This window comes from Vibrio sp. 10N.261.51.F11, assembly GCF_041471665.1.
GTDB lineage: Bacteria > Pseudomonadota > Gammaproteobacteria > Enterobacterales > Vibrionaceae > Vibrio > Vibrio crassostreae_C.
Map to the genome: position 1 here is coordinate 13,376 of NZ_JBFROW010000071.1, position 18,460 is coordinate 31,835.

At 44.6% G+C, this 18,460-nt stretch carries 23 protein-coding genes; 15 read left to right on the plus strand and 8 right to left on the minus strand.

Annotated features, from left to right (window positions below):
- Positions 1-482 precede the first annotated feature (482 nt).
- The 5 genes from arcA (at position 483) to AB4351_RS19425 (ending at position 5,082) form a co-directional block, all read left to right on the plus strand.
- Positions 483-1,703 (plus strand): arginine deiminase, encoded by a 1,221-nt coding sequence (arcA, locus tag AB4351_RS19405; RefSeq protein ID WP_017069412.1) that lies wholly within the window; start codon positions 483-485, stop codon positions 1,701-1,703.
- Between the two features lie 157 nt (positions 1,704-1,860).
- Entirely contained in the window at positions 1,861-2,865 is a 1,005-nt protein-coding gene (locus tag AB4351_RS19410) for an ornithine carbamoyltransferase (protein WP_017063738.1), read from the plus strand.
- Between the two features lie 287 nt (positions 2,866-3,152).
- Complete coding sequence (gene pyrB, locus AB4351_RS19415) at positions 3,153-4,082, plus strand: aspartate carbamoyltransferase (RefSeq protein ID WP_012604860.1); 930 nt, start codon at positions 3,153-3,155, stop codon at positions 4,080-4,082.
- Positions 4,083-4,094: 12 nt separating this feature from the next.
- Positions 4,095-4,556, plus strand: a complete 462-nt coding sequence (gene pyrI, locus AB4351_RS19420) for an aspartate carbamoyltransferase regulatory subunit (RefSeq protein WP_017058927.1) — start codon at positions 4,095-4,097, stop codon at positions 4,554-4,556.
- 136 nt (positions 4,557-4,692) lie between these two features.
- Positions 4,693-5,082 (plus strand): RidA family protein, encoded by a 390-nt coding sequence (locus tag AB4351_RS19425; RefSeq protein WP_004735319.1) that lies wholly within the window; start codon positions 4,693-4,695, stop codon positions 5,080-5,082.
- Between the two features lie 124 nt (positions 5,083-5,206).
- Here AB4351_RS19425 and AB4351_RS19430 read toward each other — a convergent pair whose 3' ends face one another.
- The 8 genes from AB4351_RS19430 to mlaF all read right to left on the minus strand — a co-directional run bounded on the left by AB4351_RS19430 (position 5,207) and on the right by mlaF (position 10,704).
- Positions 5,207-5,932, minus strand: a complete 726-nt coding sequence (locus AB4351_RS19430) for a 1-acylglycerol-3-phosphate O-acyltransferase (protein ID WP_372126912.1) — start codon at positions 5,930-5,932, stop codon at positions 5,207-5,209.
- A 152-nt stretch (positions 5,933-6,084) separates the two neighbouring features.
- Entirely contained in the window at positions 6,085-7,350 is a 1,266-nt protein-coding gene (murA, locus tag AB4351_RS19435) for a UDP-N-acetylglucosamine 1-carboxyvinyltransferase (protein WP_017058925.1), read from the minus strand.
- A gap of 8 nt (positions 7,351-7,358) precedes the next feature.
- Positions 7,359-7,613 (minus strand): BolA family iron metabolism protein IbaG, encoded by a 255-nt coding sequence (gene ibaG, locus AB4351_RS19440; RefSeq protein WP_017058924.1) that lies wholly within the window; start codon positions 7,611-7,613, stop codon positions 7,359-7,361.
- 13 nt (positions 7,614-7,626) lie between these two features.
- The gene (locus AB4351_RS19445) at positions 7,627-7,935 is read right to left on the minus strand and encodes a lipid asymmetry maintenance protein MlaB (RefSeq protein ID WP_017058923.1); all 309 of its coding nucleotides are present in this window, start codon (positions 7,933-7,935) and stop codon (positions 7,627-7,629) included.
- A complete protein-coding gene (locus AB4351_RS19450; protein WP_120459707.1) occupies positions 7,935-8,564 on the minus strand; it encodes a phospholipid-binding protein MlaC in 630 nt (209 codons plus the stop codon). The genes AB4351_RS19445 and AB4351_RS19450 overlap by 1 nt, the downstream gene beginning before the upstream one ends.
- 70 nt (positions 8,565-8,634) lie before the next feature.
- On the minus strand, positions 8,635-9,126 hold the full coding sequence (gene mlaD, locus AB4351_RS19455; protein ID WP_017058921.1) for an outer membrane lipid asymmetry maintenance protein MlaD: 492 nt from the start codon (positions 9,124-9,126) through the stop codon (positions 8,635-8,637).
- Between the two features lie 2 nt (positions 9,127-9,128).
- On the minus strand, positions 9,129-9,908 hold the full coding sequence (mlaE, locus tag AB4351_RS19460) for a lipid asymmetry maintenance ABC transporter permease subunit MlaE (protein WP_017058920.1): 780 nt from the start codon (positions 9,906-9,908) through the stop codon (positions 9,129-9,131).
- Between the two features lies 1 nt (position 9,909).
- The gene (gene mlaF / locus AB4351_RS19465; RefSeq protein WP_102320271.1) at positions 9,910-10,704 is read right to left on the minus strand and encodes a phospholipid ABC transporter ATP-binding protein MlaF; all 795 of its coding nucleotides are present in this window, start codon (positions 10,702-10,704) and stop codon (positions 9,910-9,912) included.
- Between the two features lie 264 nt (positions 10,705-10,968).
- On the opposite strand from mlaF, the gene AB4351_RS19470 reads away from it, so the two are divergent.
- The 10 genes from AB4351_RS19470 (at position 10,969) to rapZ (ending at position 18,459) form a co-directional block, all read left to right on the plus strand.
- Positions 10,969-11,934, plus strand: coding sequence for a calcium/sodium antiporter (locus tag AB4351_RS19470; RefSeq protein ID WP_017063737.1), 966 nt, complete (start codon positions 10,969-10,971; stop codon positions 11,932-11,934).
- Positions 11,935-11,968: 34 nt separating this feature from the next.
- Positions 11,969-12,940, plus strand: coding sequence for an arabinose-5-phosphate isomerase KdsD (gene kdsD, locus AB4351_RS19475; protein WP_102320272.1), 972 nt, complete (start codon positions 11,969-11,971; stop codon positions 12,938-12,940).
- The gene (gene kdsC / locus AB4351_RS19480) at positions 12,940-13,497 is read left to right on the plus strand and encodes a 3-deoxy-manno-octulosonate-8-phosphatase KdsC (protein ID WP_017058916.1); all 558 of its coding nucleotides are present in this window, start codon (positions 12,940-12,942) and stop codon (positions 13,495-13,497) included. Before kdsD ends, kdsC begins: the two co-directional genes overlap by 1 nt.
- Positions 13,494-14,057, plus strand: coding sequence for an LPS export ABC transporter periplasmic protein LptC (lptC, locus tag AB4351_RS19485; protein WP_004735306.1), 564 nt, complete (start codon positions 13,494-13,496; stop codon positions 14,055-14,057). Before kdsC ends, lptC begins: the two co-directional genes overlap by 4 nt.
- Positions 14,038-14,532, plus strand: coding sequence for a lipopolysaccharide transport periplasmic protein LptA (gene lptA / locus AB4351_RS19490; RefSeq protein WP_017058914.1), 495 nt, complete (start codon positions 14,038-14,040; stop codon positions 14,530-14,532). The genes lptC and lptA overlap by 20 nt, the downstream gene beginning before the upstream one ends.
- Before the next feature lie 2 nt (positions 14,533-14,534).
- Entirely contained in the window at positions 14,535-15,260 is a 726-nt protein-coding gene (lptB, locus tag AB4351_RS19495) for an LPS export ABC transporter ATP-binding protein (RefSeq protein ID WP_004735304.1), read from the plus strand.
- 54 nt (positions 15,261-15,314) lie between these two features.
- Positions 15,315-16,775, plus strand: coding sequence for an RNA polymerase factor sigma-54 (locus AB4351_RS19500; protein WP_017058913.1), 1,461 nt, complete (start codon positions 15,315-15,317; stop codon positions 16,773-16,775).
- 62 nt (positions 16,776-16,837) lie between these two features.
- A complete protein-coding gene (gene hpf, locus AB4351_RS19505; RefSeq protein WP_009847742.1) occupies positions 16,838-17,125 on the plus strand; it encodes a ribosome hibernation promoting factor in 288 nt (95 codons plus the stop codon).
- A gap of 1 nt (position 17,126) precedes the next feature.
- A complete protein-coding gene (gene ptsN, locus AB4351_RS19510; RefSeq protein ID WP_004738707.1) occupies positions 17,127-17,588 on the plus strand; it encodes a PTS IIA-like nitrogen regulatory protein PtsN in 462 nt (153 codons plus the stop codon).
- A gap of 1 nt (position 17,589) precedes the next feature.
- Positions 17,590-18,459, plus strand: coding sequence for an RNase adapter RapZ (rapZ, locus tag AB4351_RS19515; RefSeq protein WP_017063735.1), 870 nt, complete (start codon positions 17,590-17,592; stop codon positions 18,457-18,459).
- The last annotated feature ends 1 nt before the right edge of the window (position 18,460 follow it).

An 18,460-nucleotide genomic window follows, 5' to 3' on the forward strand; every position in this document is an offset into this window, starting at 1 on the left:
AGAAAGGTAAGTTTATCGCGAGATCGCAGCGCCAATATCAATTCAAAAGTGAAATCAAAATCACAGAAACAAATTTTCAACATTTTATTAACTGCGCCGTATTTTAGCATTTCGTTTTTGTGGCCACTTTAGGGCTTATTGAATAAAACTTGCGTGATTAGTCACGTTAGGTGCATACGCTAAACCGCTTTTGGGGTGCATAAATCCTCAGCTTGTTATCAAAAAGTGCATAATAGTGAATAAAAAATCACGATTAATAAGCAAAATTCAATTCTAACAAGCCACGAATTGAGCATAGATCCTCAAAAACGTTGTTCCGTTCGATAGCCAGTTAGTTGGAATTTAATCTGTATAAACTTAAAAATCACAGGTTTTATGACCAATTATTACCCAAATACCTTGTATTAACTCAATCTACAAAACTTGCATATTACGGACAAGCTTGTCATAAATAGACGCTGGATTAATAGTAAGGATGCAAAATGAGTAAGCTGTACGTTGGCTCCGAAGTCGGTCAATTGAGACGAGTTCTCCTAAATAGACCTGAAAGAGCACTCACCCACCTCACCCCTTCAAACTGTCATGATCTTCTATTTGATGATGTACTTGCCGTTGAAGCCGCTGGTGAAGAACATGATGCCTTTGCAGAAACGCTGCGCAGCCAAGACGTAGAAGTACTACTGCTGCATGACCTGCTAGTAGAAACGCTTGCCGTATCTCAGGCTCGTGAGTGGTTGCTGAATACTCAAATCTCAGATTTCCGTTATGGGCCGACTTTCGCCCGTGACTTAAGAAACTACCTTGCTCAAATGGATAATGAGCATCTAGCAACGATCTTACTCGGTGGCTTGGCCTACTCTGAGCTTCCTATCAAATCATCATCGATGCTGCCTAAAATGCATCGACCACTCGATTTCGTTATCGAGCCACTGCCTAACCACCTATTTACGCGAGATACTTCTTGCTGGGTTTACGGTGGTGTATCGCTTAACCCAATGATGAAGCCTGCACGTCAACGTGAAACGAACCACCTGCGTGCTATCTACCGCTGGCACCCAGTGTTCGCAGGCCAAGATTTCATTAAGTACTTTGGTGACGAAGACCTTCACTACGACAACGCTAACATTGAAGGCGGTGACGTACTGGTTATCGGTAAAGGTGCGGTACTGGTTGGTATTTCAGAGCGTACGAAACCACAAGGTGTCGAAAACCTAGCGGCTAGCCTATTTAGATCAGGCCAAGCGAGCGAAGTGATTGCGATCGATCTACCAAAACACCGCTCTTGTATGCACCTTGATACGGTGATGACACACATGGATATCGACACGTTCTCTGTCTATCCAGAGATCGTTCGTAAAGACCTCGACACTTGGCGCTTAACGCCAAAAGAAAACGGCGAAATGCGTGTCGAGAAAGCTGAAAACTACCTGTCAGCGATTGAAGGCGCACTAGGCCTTGATCAACTGAAGATCATCACTACCGGCGGTGATAACTACGAAGCTGAGCGTGAACAGTGGAATGACGCTAACAACGTACTGACAGTGAAACCTGGTACCGTGATTGGTTATGAGCGTAATGTTTACACCAATGAGAAATACGACAAAGCGGGTATCGAAGTTCTAACGATTCCTGGCAACGAGCTAGGCCGTGGTCGTGGCGGCGCGCGCTGTATGAGTTGCCCTATCGAAAGAGACGGTATCTAAGTCAAAGAGCTCAGTCAAACAGACTCAATAGTCTTATCTAGGCCAGTATTCATTTACTGGCCTTTTTTATCAAATTAATAAAATAAATATTCACAAATATAGCATTTTTATGTTTAACTAAGTTCTTCATTGATTCTATATACGCAAGGAGCGAGAGATGGCCTTTAATCTTCGCAATCGTAACTTTCTAAAACTTCTCGACTTTACTCCTAAAGAGATTCAGTTTTTACTCGACCTGTCTGCTGACCTAAAAAAAGCTAAGTATGCAGGCACTGAGCAGAAGAAACTCAACGGCAAAAACATTGCTTTGATCTTCGAGAAAGCATCAACTCGAACACGATGTGCGTTTGAAGTGGCCGCCTTTGATCAAGGTGCTCAAGTCTCTTACCTTGGCCCTTCTGGTTCTCAGATTGGTCAAAAAGAATCAATGAAAGATACGGCGCGTGTATTGGGACGCATGTACGATGGCATCGAGTATCGTGGCTTTGGTCAGAGTATCGTTGAAGACTTAGGCGCTTATGCGGGCGTGCCGGTTTGGAATGGCTTAACCGATGAGTTCCACCCTACTCAGATCTTGGCTGATTTCCTCACTATGCTTGAGCATGGCCGCGGGAAGCATCTACACCAAATCAGCTTTGCTTATCTAGGCGATGCACGCAATAACATGGGTAACTCTCTGTTAGTCGGAGCCGCGAAGATGGGCATGGATATTCGCCTTGTCGCGCCAAAAGCCTTTTGGCCAGAAGAGCAGCTTGTTGAAGAGTGCCAAACCATTGCGCAAAACACTGGCGCAAAAATCACGTTAACTGAAGACGTTGCTGAAGGCGTGAAAGGTTGTGATTACCTATACACCGATGTTTGGGTTTCGATGGGCGAAGCCCCTGAAGCTTGGGACGAACGTGTGGCGGTAATGAAACCATACCAAGTGAATATGGATGTCATTAAGCTAACTGGTAACCCTCAAGTGAAGTTCATGCACTGCCTACCCGCTTTCCACAACAATGAAACTGTGATTGGTCAGCAAGTCTCTGACAAGTATGGAATGAACGGCTTGGAAGTGACTGACGAAGTGTTTGAATCTGACTACTCGATTGTATTTGATGAAGCTGAAAATCGCATGCACACCATCAAGGCGGTGATGGTCGCGACGCTTGGTCAATAGACAATAATGAAAGTAAACAAAAGCTTGATGTAATCGCTTGCGCTCACAAATTGAAAGCGTATAATTCTCGGCAATTTGTCTGAGAGTAGTGAAAATGACGCCAAGCAATGTTGTGATAAAACATAATGATATTGTGAAAACACATAGTAATATTGTGAAAACACCAAATATTGCTCGTAAGCTAAGATGCTTACCAGGCCGTCTATTCTGCTTTTCAGCACTTTTTTAAAGCCTCCCATTATGGGGGGCTTTTTTATGGCCAATACATTATTGTGGGGAAGAAGATCATGGCGAATTCGCTCTATCAAAAGCACATCATCTCAATTCCAGAGCTTTCTCGTGAAGAGCTAGAATTAATTGTTCAAACGGCAGGTCAGCTAAAGGCTGAGCCAAACCCAGAACTCATCAAGAACAAAGTTGTTGCCAGCTGCTTCTTCGAACCTTCTACGCGAACTCGTCTCTCTTTTGAAACTGCGATTCAACGCATCGGTGGTGATGTGATTGGTTTCGACAGTGGTGGTAACACTTCTTTGGCAAAGAAAGGCGAAACGCTAGCGGACTCGGTACAGGTTATCTCTTCATACGTTGACGCTTACGTGATGCGTCACCCTCAAGAAGGCGCAGCGCGTCTGGCTTCTGAGTTCTCAAACGGTGTTCCTGTTATTAACGCAGGTGACGGCGCAAACCAACACCCAACACAAACGTTATTAGACCTATTCTCTATAGCTGAGACACAAGGCCGCCTCGACAACCTAAACGTTGCATTCGTTGGTGACCTTAAGTACGGCCGTACGGTTCACTCGTTGACTCAAGCACTAGCAAAATTCGACAACATCTGTTTCTACTTCGTGGCTCCAGAAGCACTAGCGATGCCAGACTACATTTGCGAAGAGCTTGATGAAGCGGGCATCAAGTACCAACTATTGACGGACATGGAAGATGTGATTCCTGAACTAGATGTCTTGTACATGACTCGAGTTCAAAAAGAGCGCTTCGATGAGTCAGAATACGCGCACATAAAATCCGCATACATCCTGACCGCTTCGATGCTGGAAAATGCACGCGATAACCTGAAGGTTCTGCACCCTCTTCCTCGCGTTGATGAAATTACTGTCGATGTCGATAAAACACCTTACGCTTACTACTTCCAGCAAGCAGAGAATGGTGTTTACGCCCGTGAAGCATTGCTAGCCCTTGTTCTTAACGAAACGCTGTAGAGGAGAGATATAATGTCTAAAGAGACTCAATTAAAAGTTGAAGCAATCAGAAACGGTACTGTTATCGACCATATCCCAGCCAATATCGGGATCAAGGTTCTAAAACTGTTCGACATGCACAATTCTCATCAGCGCGTGACGATTGGCCTGAATCTACCGTCTTCTGCACTAGGCGGAAAAGACCTGCTCAAGATTGAGAATGTGTTTATCACAGAAGAACAGGCGAGCAAGCTGGCACTTTATGCGCCTCACGCAACAGTGAATCAAATCGAAGATTACGAAGTGGTTAAGAAACTACCACTAGAACTTCCTGAGCAAATCAACGATGTGTTCGAGTGTCCAAACACCAACTGTATTACTCACAATGAACCGGTTGAAAGTAGCTTTAAGATCTTTGAAAAGAAAGAAGATATTCGATTGAAGTGTAAGTATTGCGAAAAAGTCTTCTCTCGCGAGATCGTAACAGAAAGATAACGTCATACGGCAAAGCAGACCGAATGTAAAAACTATCAAATACCTCGCCTGTGCGGGGTATTTTGCGCTTTACCTATCCAAAGTTTGAAGGCACACTGAAAATTGATTTTTATCTAATAACTGATGGAATAAACCAATGACTAAAGTACTTCACACAGAATCTGCTCCAGCTGCAATCGGCCCATACGTACAAGGCGTTGACCTTGGCAACATGGTACTGACTTCTGGTCAAATCCCAGTAAACCCAGCAACTGGTGAAGTATCTGCTGATATCGCAGAGCAAGCTCGCCAATCTCTAGACAACGTTCAAGCGGTTGTTGAAGCTTCAGGCCTGACTGTAAAAGACATCGTAAAACTAACGGTATTCGTTAAAGACCTAAACGACTTCGGCACAGTAAACGAGGTTTACGGCAAATTCTTCGATGAGCACGGCGTTGCAAACTACCCTGCACGTTCATGTGTTGAAGTAGCTCGTCTACCAAAAGATGTAGGTATCGAGATCGAAGCTATTGCGGTTCGCAAATAGCTTTTAATCTCTAGATTAAACACCTTCGGATAAACGACTTAGCGTAATGCTGAGTGTTTATTAGATACAAAAAAGGTTGCCCCGTTGGCAACCTTTTTTATTGTTCATCGTTTCGCTTAGATAATTACTTTTTATTAAGCTCAACCACTTCTTTGTCTAACTCTTCAAGTTTCGCAGCCATCTGCTCACGAGCTAGGTAAGCCAGTTCACGAACATTAGACTTGTCGTAGCCTTCAGTGCTGATTGGTGGCAGCATTTCAACAATCACGTGACCATTGTTCCAACGGTTTAGCTTCACGCCACCGGTTGAGCTACACACGATAGGGATGATAGGCAAGCCAGCACCAATCGCAGCATGGAATGCACCTGTTTTGAATGGCAGCAGACCACGGCCACGAGAACGAGTGCCTTCAGGGAACATCCAAACTGAAACATCGCTCTCTTTTAGACTCGTCACGACCTGATCAATCGTACCTACCGCTTTGCTACGGTTAGCACGGTCAATTAGGATGTTACCCGTCAACCAGTAAAGCTGACCAAATAGAGGCATCCACACTAGGCTTTTCTTACCAACAGTTACCACTTTTGGCGTTACCGCTGATGAAATCGTGAATAGATCCCAGCTGTTTTGGTGGTTCGCCACATAAACATGTTGGCCGCGAGAGTAGGCATCTTCTGGGATGCGAAGCTCTAACTTCATGCCGAAGATCTTCGACATGCGACCGAAATAACGGCCAAAGGTAAATACGTGTTTCGGGTTGCGTGGACTTAATAGGCAGTAACCACAACCAAATACAAACATAAGAATCGCAAATATCGCCACTGCGAAAATACGTAATATTGCTATCATTTTGTTCCTCACCGACCGCCAAGTTGATTCATCTATTCGCGCAAAAATGAGCAATAGATTTACTCGCGGTAAATACAACTATAAAAAAGCCGAAACCAAGGTTCCGACTTTTATGTTTTCATCTTACTGATTCATGAATCCACTAACCTAGGTTAGTTCGACTCACTAAATCGTGTAATGTTTGCGCCTAAGGCTGACAATTTATCTTCAATCTTATCGTAGCCACGATCGATGTGATAAATACGGTCAACGATGGTTTCACCTTGAGCAATACAGCCAGCAATAACAAGGCTCGCAGATGCGCGAAGGTCCGTTGCCATTACTTGAGCGCCGCTCAGTTTTTCCGTTTCACCACAGATAGCCGTGTTACCTTCGATTTCCGCTTTTGCACCCATTCGCTGTAACTCAGGAATGTGCATAAAACGGTTTTCAAAGATAGTCTCAGTGATAACACCACTGCCCTTCGCCATCATGTTAAGCAGAGTAAACTGTGCTTGCATGTCGGTTGGGAAACCAGGGTGAGGTGCCGTTACGATTTTCACCGCTTTCAGTTCACGACCCGTCATATCAAGACTGATCCAGTCTTCGCCCGTTTCAACCTTCGCACCCGCTTCTTCAAGCTTCGCTAAGGCAGCTTCAAGAAGATGAGCGTTGGTGTTGCGACAAACCACTTTACCGCCAGAAACAGCAGCAGCAACCAGGAAAGTACCTGTTTCAATACGGTCAGCAACCACAGAGTGTTGGCCACCACCAAGACGTTCAACGCCTTCGATAGTAATCGTATCTGTACCTGCGCCAGAAATTTTAGCACCCAGTTTGTTTAGGAAGTCAGCCGTATCAACAATCTCAGGCTCACGCGCTGAGTTATCGAGTACTGTTGTTCCTTCCGCTAGCGTTGCTGCACACATGATAGTAATGGTGGCACCCACACTTACTTTATCCATCACGATGTGCGCGCCTTTCAGACGGCCATCAACACTTGCTTTCACATAACCATCTTCCAACTTAATGGTCGCACCTAGTTGCTCTAGGCCGTGGATATGCAGATCAACAGGTCGAGCACCAATTGCACAACCGCCTGGAAGTGACACTTGGCCTTCACCAAAACGAGCGACTAGAGGACCTAAAGCCCAGATAGAAGCACGCATTGTTTTCACTAAATCGTAAGGCGCACAAAATTCATTAATTTCGCTGCCATCAACATGAACACTACCATTACGCGATACTTTTGCGCCTAAACGCTTAAGCAGTTCCATCGTAGTATCGATGTCACGTAGGTGAGGAACGTTACTTACTTCCACTGGCTCTTCAGCAAGAATTGAAGCAAATAAGATAGGTAGCGCTGCATTTTTTGCGCCTGAGATCGTCACTTCACCGCTTAGCGGCTTATCCGATCCAATAACTCGAAACTTTTCCATCATAAACCTTAAAGTGACATCAGTTTCTTATCACGTTCCCACTCTTCCGGCGTGAAAGCCTTAATAGAAAGAGCATGGATGTCATTGCGTTGAATGTATTCCATTAGTGGGCCGTAGATTAGTTGCTGCTTCTTAACTCGATTCATGCCGTCAAAACATGGATCAACCGCAACAACTTCGTAATGACTGCCTTCCCCTTTCACGAAAATTTCCTGAAGGTTCAGTGCTTCTGCTAATAATTCTTGTACTTTTGTGCTGTCCACAAATAGCTCCTGCCTAATTTTTTATGTGTTCTGCCATCATTGGCTGGATATTGCTCAATTGGAACAACGTTCGTAATTGTTCTGGCACGAAACTGAGCATTATATGACAGTTTTGATTTTTTGCATGCTCTAATAAGTGAATTAGCATCACCATTCCTGCTGAATCGACTCGATTTATATGGCTAAGGTCAATTTCAACGCTCGATTCCGTCGTTTGCCACTTTTCCAATATACGCCAGATTGCAGGGACACTGTCTCGGTCTAAATCACCGAACAGTTGATACTCTTTAGAGCTTAGTGCTTGCCATTGAGAATGGCTCATTATTTGTTACTCTCAAAACGAATCGGTTGTGCGGCTAATTTCTCTAGTTCGTCTGCAACTTGTAAGATGCCTTCTTGACGAATCTTAGTATTCCACTCCGATTGCTTGCTCGACAACAAGCTAATACCTTCGGCAACCATATCAAATGCTTTCCACTCGCCAGATTTCTTGTCTTTGCGAAGCTTAAATTCAAGCTTAATGTTTGGTCGCGGCGTATCGATGATGTCGACCTTGATACTGGTAATGCGGCTATCCGCTTTGATTTTTGGTTCTGGACCAAATTCAATCGTCTGATCTGTGTATTGAGTCAGCACTTGGGCATAAGAAGAAACAAGGTATTTACGGAATGAATCGATAAACACGCCCACGTCTTTTCTATCCGCGCCTTTCAAGTTTGGTCCAAGTAACTTAAGAGCTGCATATTGTGCATTCACATAAGGCATCAACTCTTCTTCCACGATGACCTTCAATAACTCTGGATCTTGGTGGATGTTGTCTTGTTCACTCTTCAAACGCTCAAATGCCACTTCGGCAACTTGAGTCATCATCTGGTAAGGCTGAGTACGGTCAATCGATTCTGCAGCAAAGGCTTGGGTAGAAATAAGCAACGCCATTGCCGCCATAAACATTGATTTCAAGTAACCAATAGCTTTTAAATAACTAATAGCTTTTAAATAACTAATAGTTTTCAACATTATCTTATTCCTTAGCTTCGCTGTCATTAGAACCACCAACGCTATACAGCACTTGGCCAATCAAATCTTCTAGTACCAATGCTGACTTAGTGTCTTCAATTGAATCACCATCGACCAACATCTCTTCATCATCAAAAATGAAGCCTGGAACCAGACTAATGTACTGCTCACCAATTAAGCCAGATGTTAAAATTTGAGCACTAGAGGTATCTGGAAATTGTGAGTACTTCCCGTCAATAGACAGTTCAACGACAGGAAGGTAGCTCTCGGTATCAAGCTCAATGCTTTTAACTCGTCCAACAACGACGCCACCCACTTTCACTGGAGAACGAACTTTTAGGCTGCCAATGTTGTCAAAGGTCGCTTTTAGATTGTAAGTATGGTTCGAACCTATGCCTTTTACGTCAGCGACTTGAAAGATCATGATTAAGATTGCGCAAATTCCGGCAATAACAAAGGTGCCGACCCATAATTCTAATTTTCGAGTTTGTTGCATGATTAATTCCCAAACATCAATGCGGTAAGAACAAAATCTAGCCCTAGTACCGCTAGAGAAGAGTGCACTACAGTGCGTGTGGTTGCCTGACTGATACCTTCTGAAGTCGGTACTGCGTCATAACCATTGAAAAGTGCGATCCAAGTTACGGTGATAGCGAAGACCATACATTTGATCATGCTGTTACCAATATCTCGGCCAAGTTCTACTGAAGACTGCATCGCAGACCAGAAACTGCCGTGATCAATGCCTTTCCAATCAACACCAACCAGTTGACCGCCCCAAATACCTACCGCCATAAAAATCATAGCAAGCAATGGCATTGAGATAAGCCCGGCCCAAAGACGTGGTGCAATAATGCGTTTAAGAGGGTCAACGGCCATCATCTCAAGGCTTGAGATCTGCTCTGTTGCCTTCATTAACCCAATCTCTGCCGTGAGTGCTGAACCGGCTCGACCTGCAAATAATAACGCAGTCACCACAGGCCCCAACTCACGCAACAGTGAAAGCGCGACCATTTGACCAAGGTTTCCCTCAGCACCGTAGTCAATTAACACGACATAGCCCTGCAGGCTGAGCACCATGCCGATAAACAGACCCGAAACTAAAATAATAGCCAATGACTGAACGCCAACGCTATAAAGTTGTTTTACTAATAAGGGGAAGTTTTTTAGTCGCGGGATGCCAAACAAAGCCCCAAATAACATCAGGCTTGCTCGACCAAATGACTCACAGCTCGCAAGTGTACGCTTACCGACACCCGCAATAGTTTTAACAATCATATTAAAACAAATCCTTTTCTAAGCTCTTCGCAGGGAATCTAAATGGTACTGGACCATCGGCTTCGCCTTGCAAAAATTGCTGCACTCTCGGATCGTTATTGTTGTACAACTCATCAGGTGTTCCAGCGGCAATAATCTTGCTATCTGCCATGAGGTAAACCCAATCAGCAATACTCATCACCTCTGGCACATCGTGAGAAACAACAATCGAGGTTAAGCCCAAGGCTTGATTGAGATTTCGTATCAATTCAACCAATACGCCCATGGTGATGGGATCTTGGCCAACAAACGGCTCATCGTACATGATAAGTTCTGGATCCAGTGCGATTGCGCGCGCCAGTGCGGCACGCCTAGCCATTCCACCAGACAACTCACTCGGCATCAATTGCGCAGCACCACGTAATCCTACCGCTTCAAGCTTAAGTAATACGATGGTACGAATGAATTTTTCATTAAGTTCAGTGTGCTCTCGCAGCGGAAACGCCACATTATCAAAGACATTGAGATCCGTAAAAAGCGCACCCGATTGGAATAGCATGCTCATTTTCTTACGTGCTTGATATAGCTTTCGACGTGATAATGCAGGGATATTGTCACCATCAAACCAAATTTCGCCTTCATCTGGCGGCAGTTGCCCACCAATCAAACGCAGTAAAGTCGTTTTGCCAATCCCAGACGGCCCCATGATGGCGGTTATCTTGCCTTGAGGCACCTCTAAACTGATGTCATCAAAGATAACGCGCTCACCACGTGAGAAGCTGAGGTTCTTAACTTTCACAAGCTCAGTGTTCAACATATTTTTGTTGTTTCCTTGCTTTAAAAAACGCCAATTATGGCTGCAATAATAATGAGTCTACTTTAGAATTAAAAGCACTGTTCAATTAATTCATATTAAACATGAATCTATGCAGGGATTTGAAAGCATTAGGAAATTATCTATTGATCTCTCTTTCTTGCCTGCTAACTGGTAATTAATTTGCCGAGTGACTTCCCTTTTATCTAGCAACAGGTCAAAATTAGCGGTTAATTCTCCGTTTTTATTAATTTTTTAGGAATCATCATGCTTGAAGCGATTGCGTTTCTTATTATCGGTCTAGGTTTTTTGGTGTGGAGTGCAGATAAGCTGGTTTACGGTGCCGCTGCTCTTGCTCGCAACTTCGGTATTTCACCACTAGTTATCGGTATGACGATCTTAGCAATGGGGTCTTCGGCTCCTGAAATGATGGTTTCTGCGACAGCAGCCCTTGATGGCAAAACAGATACAGCTGTAGGCAACGTACTGGGCTCTAACATCGCCAACATCGCGCTGATTTTAGGTATTACAGCCCTTATCAAGCCGTTATCGATTAGCTCAGGCGTGATTCGTCGTGAACTACCATTAATGATCGGTGTCACTCTGCTAGCGGGCGCCCTATTGTGGGATAACCATTTAGGCTTCTATGAAGGCGTGTTGTTGTTTGTTCTTTTTGCCGCGTTTTTGTTTGCTATGTTGCAAATCAGCCGCAGCGAGAAAAAGAACGGCGATGCTTTCCTTGATGAGCAAGAATCAGAGATCCCTGAAGGCGTAAGTAACCCTAAGGCTGCAATGTGGGTCGTGATTGGTCTAATCGTCCTACCTTTAGCTGCTGATATGCTGGTAGATAACGCTGTGATCATCGCGAAGTTCTTCGGCATGAGCGACCTTGTCATTGGTTTAACCATCATTGCTGTTGGTACTAGCCTTCCTGAACTTGCAGCATCACTAGCCGGCGTTATGAAGGGTGAAGATGATATGGCTGTAGGTAATATCATTGGTTCAAACGTATTCAACATCCTTGCTGTTATGGGTATCCCGGGCATCCTAAACCCTTCGATCTTGAGCGAGTTCGCTATGGGTCGTGACTTCTGGGTAATGCTAGGCGTATCGCTACTACTTGTTGTGATGGCACTAGGAAAATCTCGTAGTGTGAATCGTATTGAAGGCGGCGTGTTAATTGTGACGTTCGTGGCCTACCAAAGTTACCTATTAATGAACATGTCGGCTTAATTGTTGATTTAACTTCCCGTACTTGGAGTATTTGATGTCTCAGCCATTTGATTACCGCAGCGTTGCAAAACAAGTTTTGGAAACCGAAGTTGCAGGTCTCACTCAATTAGACCAATATTTTAATGATGATTTTTGTAAAGCTTGCGAACTTATCCTGAACAACAAAGGCAAAGTCGTTGTGATGGGCATGGGTAAATCAGGCCACATTGGCAACAAAATCGCAGCAACATTGGCAAGTACCGGGACATCGGCTTTCTTTGTTCACCCAGGCGAAGCGGCGCATGGCGACTTAGGCATGATCGAACCTGGTGATATTGTGATTGCAATATCCAACTCCGGCGAATCGGGAGAAATCCTCAGCCTATTTCCTGTGTTAAAGCGTCTGAGCATCAAGATCATCAGCATGACAGGCAAGCCAGCATCAAACATGGCAACCCTGTCTGATATCCATTTACAAATTTCAGTACCGGAAGAAGCTTGTCCGCTGGGCTTAGCACCAACAACAAGCACCACGGCGACTTTGGTCATGGGTGATGCATTAGCCGTTGCACTTTTGCAGGCTCGAGGCTTCACCGCTCAAGACTTTGCCCTGTCTCATCCTGGTGGCGCTTTAGGTCGTCAGCTGCTGTTGAAGCTCGACGACATCATGCACACAGGCGATTCACTTCCTGTTGTAGCACCCGACGCACTAGTAAGAGACGCTCTACTAGAGATATCTCAGAAAGGCTTAGGCATGACAGCAATCGTTGGTGAAGATGGCCAAATGGCCGGTATTTTTACCGATGGTGATTTACGCCGTATCTTAGACAAACGCGTTGATATCCATAACACGCAGATCGGTGATGTGATGACGCTAAACCCGACGGTAGCCGAGCCAAACATGCTCGCGGTTGAGGGCTTAAACTTGATGCAAGCGAAGAGCATCAATGGCCTGATGTTATGCCAAGAAGGTAAATTAGTCGGAGCGTTAAACATGCATGACTTACTGAAAGCAGGAGTAATGTAATGACACAGACAGTCGAAACTCTATACGGCACTGTTAATTCAGATGTATTTGCAATTGCAAAAGAGATCAAACTGCTGATTTGCGATGTCGATGGTGTCTTCTCTGATGGTCGCATCTACATGGGCAACAACGGTGAAGAGCTGAAAACCTTCCACACTCGTGACGGTTACGGTATCAAATCACTGATGAACGCAGGCATTGAAATCGCGATCATCACGGGTCGCAAATCTCAAATTGTTGAGAATCGTATGACCGCTCTAGGCATTAAGCTGATTTATCAAGGTCAAGACGATAAAGTTAAGGCATACCAAGATATTTGCGATAAGCTTTCTGTAAACCCTGAAAATACAGGTTACATCGGAGACGATCTGATTGACTGGCCTGTAATGGAAAAAGTTGGCTTGAAGGTCTGTGTGGCAGATGGGCACCCGCTACTTGCAAAGCGTGCAAACTACGTGACAACCATTAACGGTGGTCATGGCGCGGTACGTGAAGTCTGTGACCTTATTTTACAAGCAAGAAATGAACTCGACGTGCATAAAGGTTTAAGCATATGAGTTTTACTCGTATTATCTATTTAATACTCATATTTATTGCCTCTTGGTCGACCTATTACTTGTACGACAAAGAGCAAACATCAACGATACAAGTGGCTCCAAATTTGGAGCTGCCCGCGTTTAGTGGCAAAAGCCTGAACAACATTAGCTACGACGAAAGCGGTATTCGCAGCTATCAGGTTGAATCGACGTATTTAGAACACTACTCAGTAGTTGGCGATACGCACTTTCAAAACCCAGTTCTTTCGGTATTCCGTGAAGGGCACACGATTGAATGGCAAGTCACCGCTGATCGCGCGATTATGGATGAGAATCAAGTTGTCACGTTTTATGACAACGTCGTGGCAAAGAACCTGTTGCCAGAAGCCAGCTTCGATACAATGACCACAGATAAAATGGTTGTTGAGCTGCCTAGCCGAGATTTTTATTCAGAGACTCCGGTCCATATGATCGGTACATTTTTTGAAACTGAGGGACAAGCAATGAAAGGTAACTTCGGTACCAACAATGCAACCCTCTTTAATTCTGTTCAAGGTAGATATGAAACTCTTACACCTTAGTTTATTCGCTTTGACCCTTGCGGCACCTAATGTCTATGCTCTGTCTTCGGATAGTGAGCAACCTGTCTACATTGACTCAGACAGCCAGCAATTGGATATGAAAAGTAACCAAGTGACTTTCCTTGGTGATGTGAACCTTAAACAAGGCAGCATCAATATCAATGCCGATAAGGTTATTGTTACTCGTAACGCCGTAAACGGTGAGATTGAAGAAATTCAAGGCTTCGGTAAGCCAGCAACCTTCTCTCAGCTTACTGACGACGGTAAGACACTCTACGGTGAAGCTGACGACCTGCACTACCAGCTTGTTGCCGACCGACTGATCATGACTAAGAATGCGATGTTATCTCAAGATGGCAGCATCATTCGCGGTTCTAAGATCACTTACCAGATCGGTTCTCAGAAATTAGTCGCTGACAGTGGTGAAAACAAACGAGTGTCAACGGTTTTACAACCAACGGAAGTGAATAAGTAACGATGGCTGTTCTTAAAGCAAAAAACCTAGCGAAAACCTACAGTAAACGTAAGGTTGTTACCGATGTAAGCTTACAGGTAGAGTCAGGCCAGATCGTCGGTCTGCTTGGGCCTAACGGTGCAGGTAAAACCACATCTTTCTATATGATTGTTGGTTTGGTGGCGCGTGATGAAGGTACCATCAGCATTGATGACCGAGACATCAGTATCTTACCAATGCACAGCCGCTCTCGTCTTGGTATCGGTTACCTGCCTCAAGAAGCATCGATTTTCCGTAAGTTGTCCGTAGAGAACAACATCATGGCGGTTTTACAAACCCGTGATGAAATGACCAACGAACAACGCCAAGATAAGCTGGAAGACCTGCTAGAAGAGTTCCACATCCAACATATCCGCACCAGCAATGGTATGGCTCTGTCGGGTGGTGAGCGTCGTCGTGTAGAGATTGCTCGTGCACTAGCAGCAAACCCGCAGTTCATTCTATTGGATGAACCATTCGCCGGTGTTGACCCGATCTCAGTAATCGATATCAAAAAAATCATTGTTCACCTGCGTGATCGCGGCTTGGGCGTTTTGATTACCGACCACAACGTTCGTGAAACATTAGACGTGTGTGAAAAAGCTTACATCGTAAGCCAAGGACACCTGATCGCTGAGGGTACTCCTGAAGATGTTCTCAATAACGAACAAGTTAAACAAGTTTATCTAGGCGAACAATTCCGTCTATGATTATATAGAGAGTATCGAGAGTTCTAAGAATAATAACTAGGTAAGTCACACTGAATGAAACCCTCATTACAACTTAAGCTAGGCCAACAGTTAGCAATGACTCCTCAATTGCAGCAAGCGATTCGTTTGTTGCAATTGTCTACTTTAGATTTGCAGCAAGAGATTCAAGAAGCACTTGAATCTAACCCACTACTCGATGTCGAAGAAGGCAATGAAGATACGCCAACATCGGAAGAAAAACCTAGCAGTGACGAAAAAGAAACTGTTGAAGCCACAGAGCAAGACTTACCTGATAGCTCAGACTTAATCGAAAAATCAGAGATTGGCAACGAACTAGAAATCGACACAACTTGGGAAGACGTCTACAGCGCGAACACCGGTAACACGGGTATTGCGATTGATGACGACATGCCGGTTTATCAAGGCGAAACCACTCAAAGCCTGCACGATTACCTACTTTGGCAACTCGACTTAACGCCATTCACTGACACCGACCGAAGCATCGCTTTTGCATTAATCGATGCCATCGACGACTACGGCTACCTCACTGTAACTTGTGAAGACATCCTTGAAAACTTCGACAATGAAGAGATCGAGCTTGATGAAATTGAAGCGGTACGTAAACGAATTCAGCAGTTTGATCCGCTAGGTGTCGGTTCAGTCAACCTGCAAGATTGCTTGTTACTGCAACTGGCAACCTTTCCCCAAGATACGCCTTGGCTTAACGAAGCTAAGTTAGTACTTACTAGCCATATCGACCAACTCGGCAATCGCGATTACAAACTGGTTATCAAAGAGACCAAGTTGAAAGAAGCAGAACTACGTGAAGTTTTGCAACTGATTCAACAGCTGGACCCTCGTCCTGGCAGTAAGATTACTCCGGATGAAACTGAGTATGTGGTTCCAGATGTATCTGTCTTCAAAGACCTTGGCAAATGGTTAGTGACCATTAACCCTGATAGCGTGCCTAAGTTGAAAGTGAATCAGCAGTACGCTGATCTGGGCAGTAAAGGCAACAGCGCCGACAATCAATACATCCGCTCAAATTTGCAAGAAGCAAAGTGGTTAATTAAAAGCCTAGAGAGCCGAAATGAGACGCTACTCAAAGTTGCGCGATGCATTGTTGAACATCAGCGTGATTTCTTCGAACATGGCGAAGAAGCGATGAAGCCAATGGTTCTTAATGATGTTGCGTTAGCTGTTGATATGCACGAATCCACGATCTCTCGTGTGACGACTCAAAAATTCATGCATACGCCACGTGGCATCTTCGAGCTCAAATACTTTTTCTCAAGCCATGTCAGCACTGACAATGGCGGTGAATGTTCATCTACAGCAATTCGCGCACTCATCAAGAAGCTTGTCGCAGCGGAAAATACCGCGAAGCCTCTAAGTGATAGTAAGATTGCTGCTTTACTGGCTGACCAAGGAATTCAGGTAGCTAGACGTACCATAGCGAAATACCGTGAGTCTCTGGGCATTGCCCCATCGAGTCAGCGTAAACGCCTGCTATAAGCTCATTTAGTCGCTAGTTACTTAGCAACTATGATCAGGCAACCAACTGAAAAGGAAAGTCTATGCAAATCAATATTCAAGGCCATCACGTTGATCTTACCGATTCAATGCAAGACTATGTTCACACCAAATTCGACAAACTTGAGCGCTTCTTTGATCATATCAATAGCGTTCAGGTTGTTTTAAAAGTTGAGAAAATCAATCAAATCGCAGAAGCTACCCTGCATATAAATCAGGGGGAAATCCATGCGACAGCAACAGATGAAAGCATGTATGCCGCGATTGATTCATTGGTTGATAAACTCGTCCGCCAACTCAACAAGCACAAAGAAAAGCTAAGTAGTCACTAACATGCAATTAAGCGAAGTACTTTCATTGGACTGCACCAAAAGTGCAGTCCAATGCACAAGCAAAAAAAGAGCCCTTGAGCTCATCAGCCAGATAGCAGCTGAGAGCTGCGGTCAAGATTCAACAGAGCTATTTGAGTGTATGTTGAGCCGTGAGAAGATGGGCAGTACCGGTATTGGTAATGGTATCGCGATTCCCCATGCTCGTATGAATGTCAGTGATAAAGCGATAGCTGTATTACTGCAATGCCAAGATCCTATCGAATTTGATGCGATTGATAATCGTCCTGTCGACCTACTATTTGCCCTGCTTGTTCCTAGCGAACAATGCAAAGAGCATCTAAAAACCCTTTCTTGTATGGCAGAACGACTAAACGACAAGCAGACTCTTAAACAGCTGCGTAATGCTCAGAGCGATCAAGAGCTTTACGACATCATGATTCAAGTGCCAACTTGCGAGCAATAACATGCGATTAATCGTGGTTAGTGGCCAATCAGGGGCCGGTAAAAGTGTTGCGTTACGAGTCCTAGAAGACTTGGGGTATTACTGTGTCGATAATCTACCAGTAAACCTGCTCAACAACTTTGTCGAATCGGTACGCGAAAGCAACCAAAACGTTGCGGTAAGTATTGATATACGTAACCTACCGAAAGAGCCTCAGTTAGTCACCGACACGCTCGAGCAACTCGAGTCAGCTACAAACATCGATGTTGATGTATTGTTCCTCGATGCCAGCAAGCAGACACTCCTTAAGCGCTACAGCGAAACCCGCAGAATCCACCCTTTATCAATTGGCCAAGAAAAGCTCTCTCTTGAGCAAGCGATTGATTTAGAGAAGACACTTCTGACACCTCTCGCAGAGCACGCCAGCATTGTGATCGACAGCAGTGACTGCAACCTCTACGAATTGAGTGAAAAGGTTCGATTTAAAGTTGAAGGCAAAGAGAAGCAAGAGCTGATCATCGTCTTTCAATCTTTCGGTTTTAAGTATGGCTTGCCAAGTGATGCCGACTACGTGTTTGATGTTCGCTTTTTGCCGAACCCTCACTGGGAACCTGCACTACGACCACTAACCGGGCTAGATGCACCAATTCACTCCTTTCTAGAAGAACATTCAGAAGTTCTGGAACTCAAGCAACAGATCCAAGGCTTTGTTGAACAGTGGTTACCAATGTTAGAGAAGAACAATCGCAGTTACCTAACGGTCGCGATTGGCTGTACTGGCGGCAAACACCGCTCGGTTTATCTAACCCAGAAAATTGGTGAGTACTTTGAGCAACTTGGCCATCAAGTTCAAATCAGACACGCCTCCCTAGAGAAGCACCAACAGGGCTAAC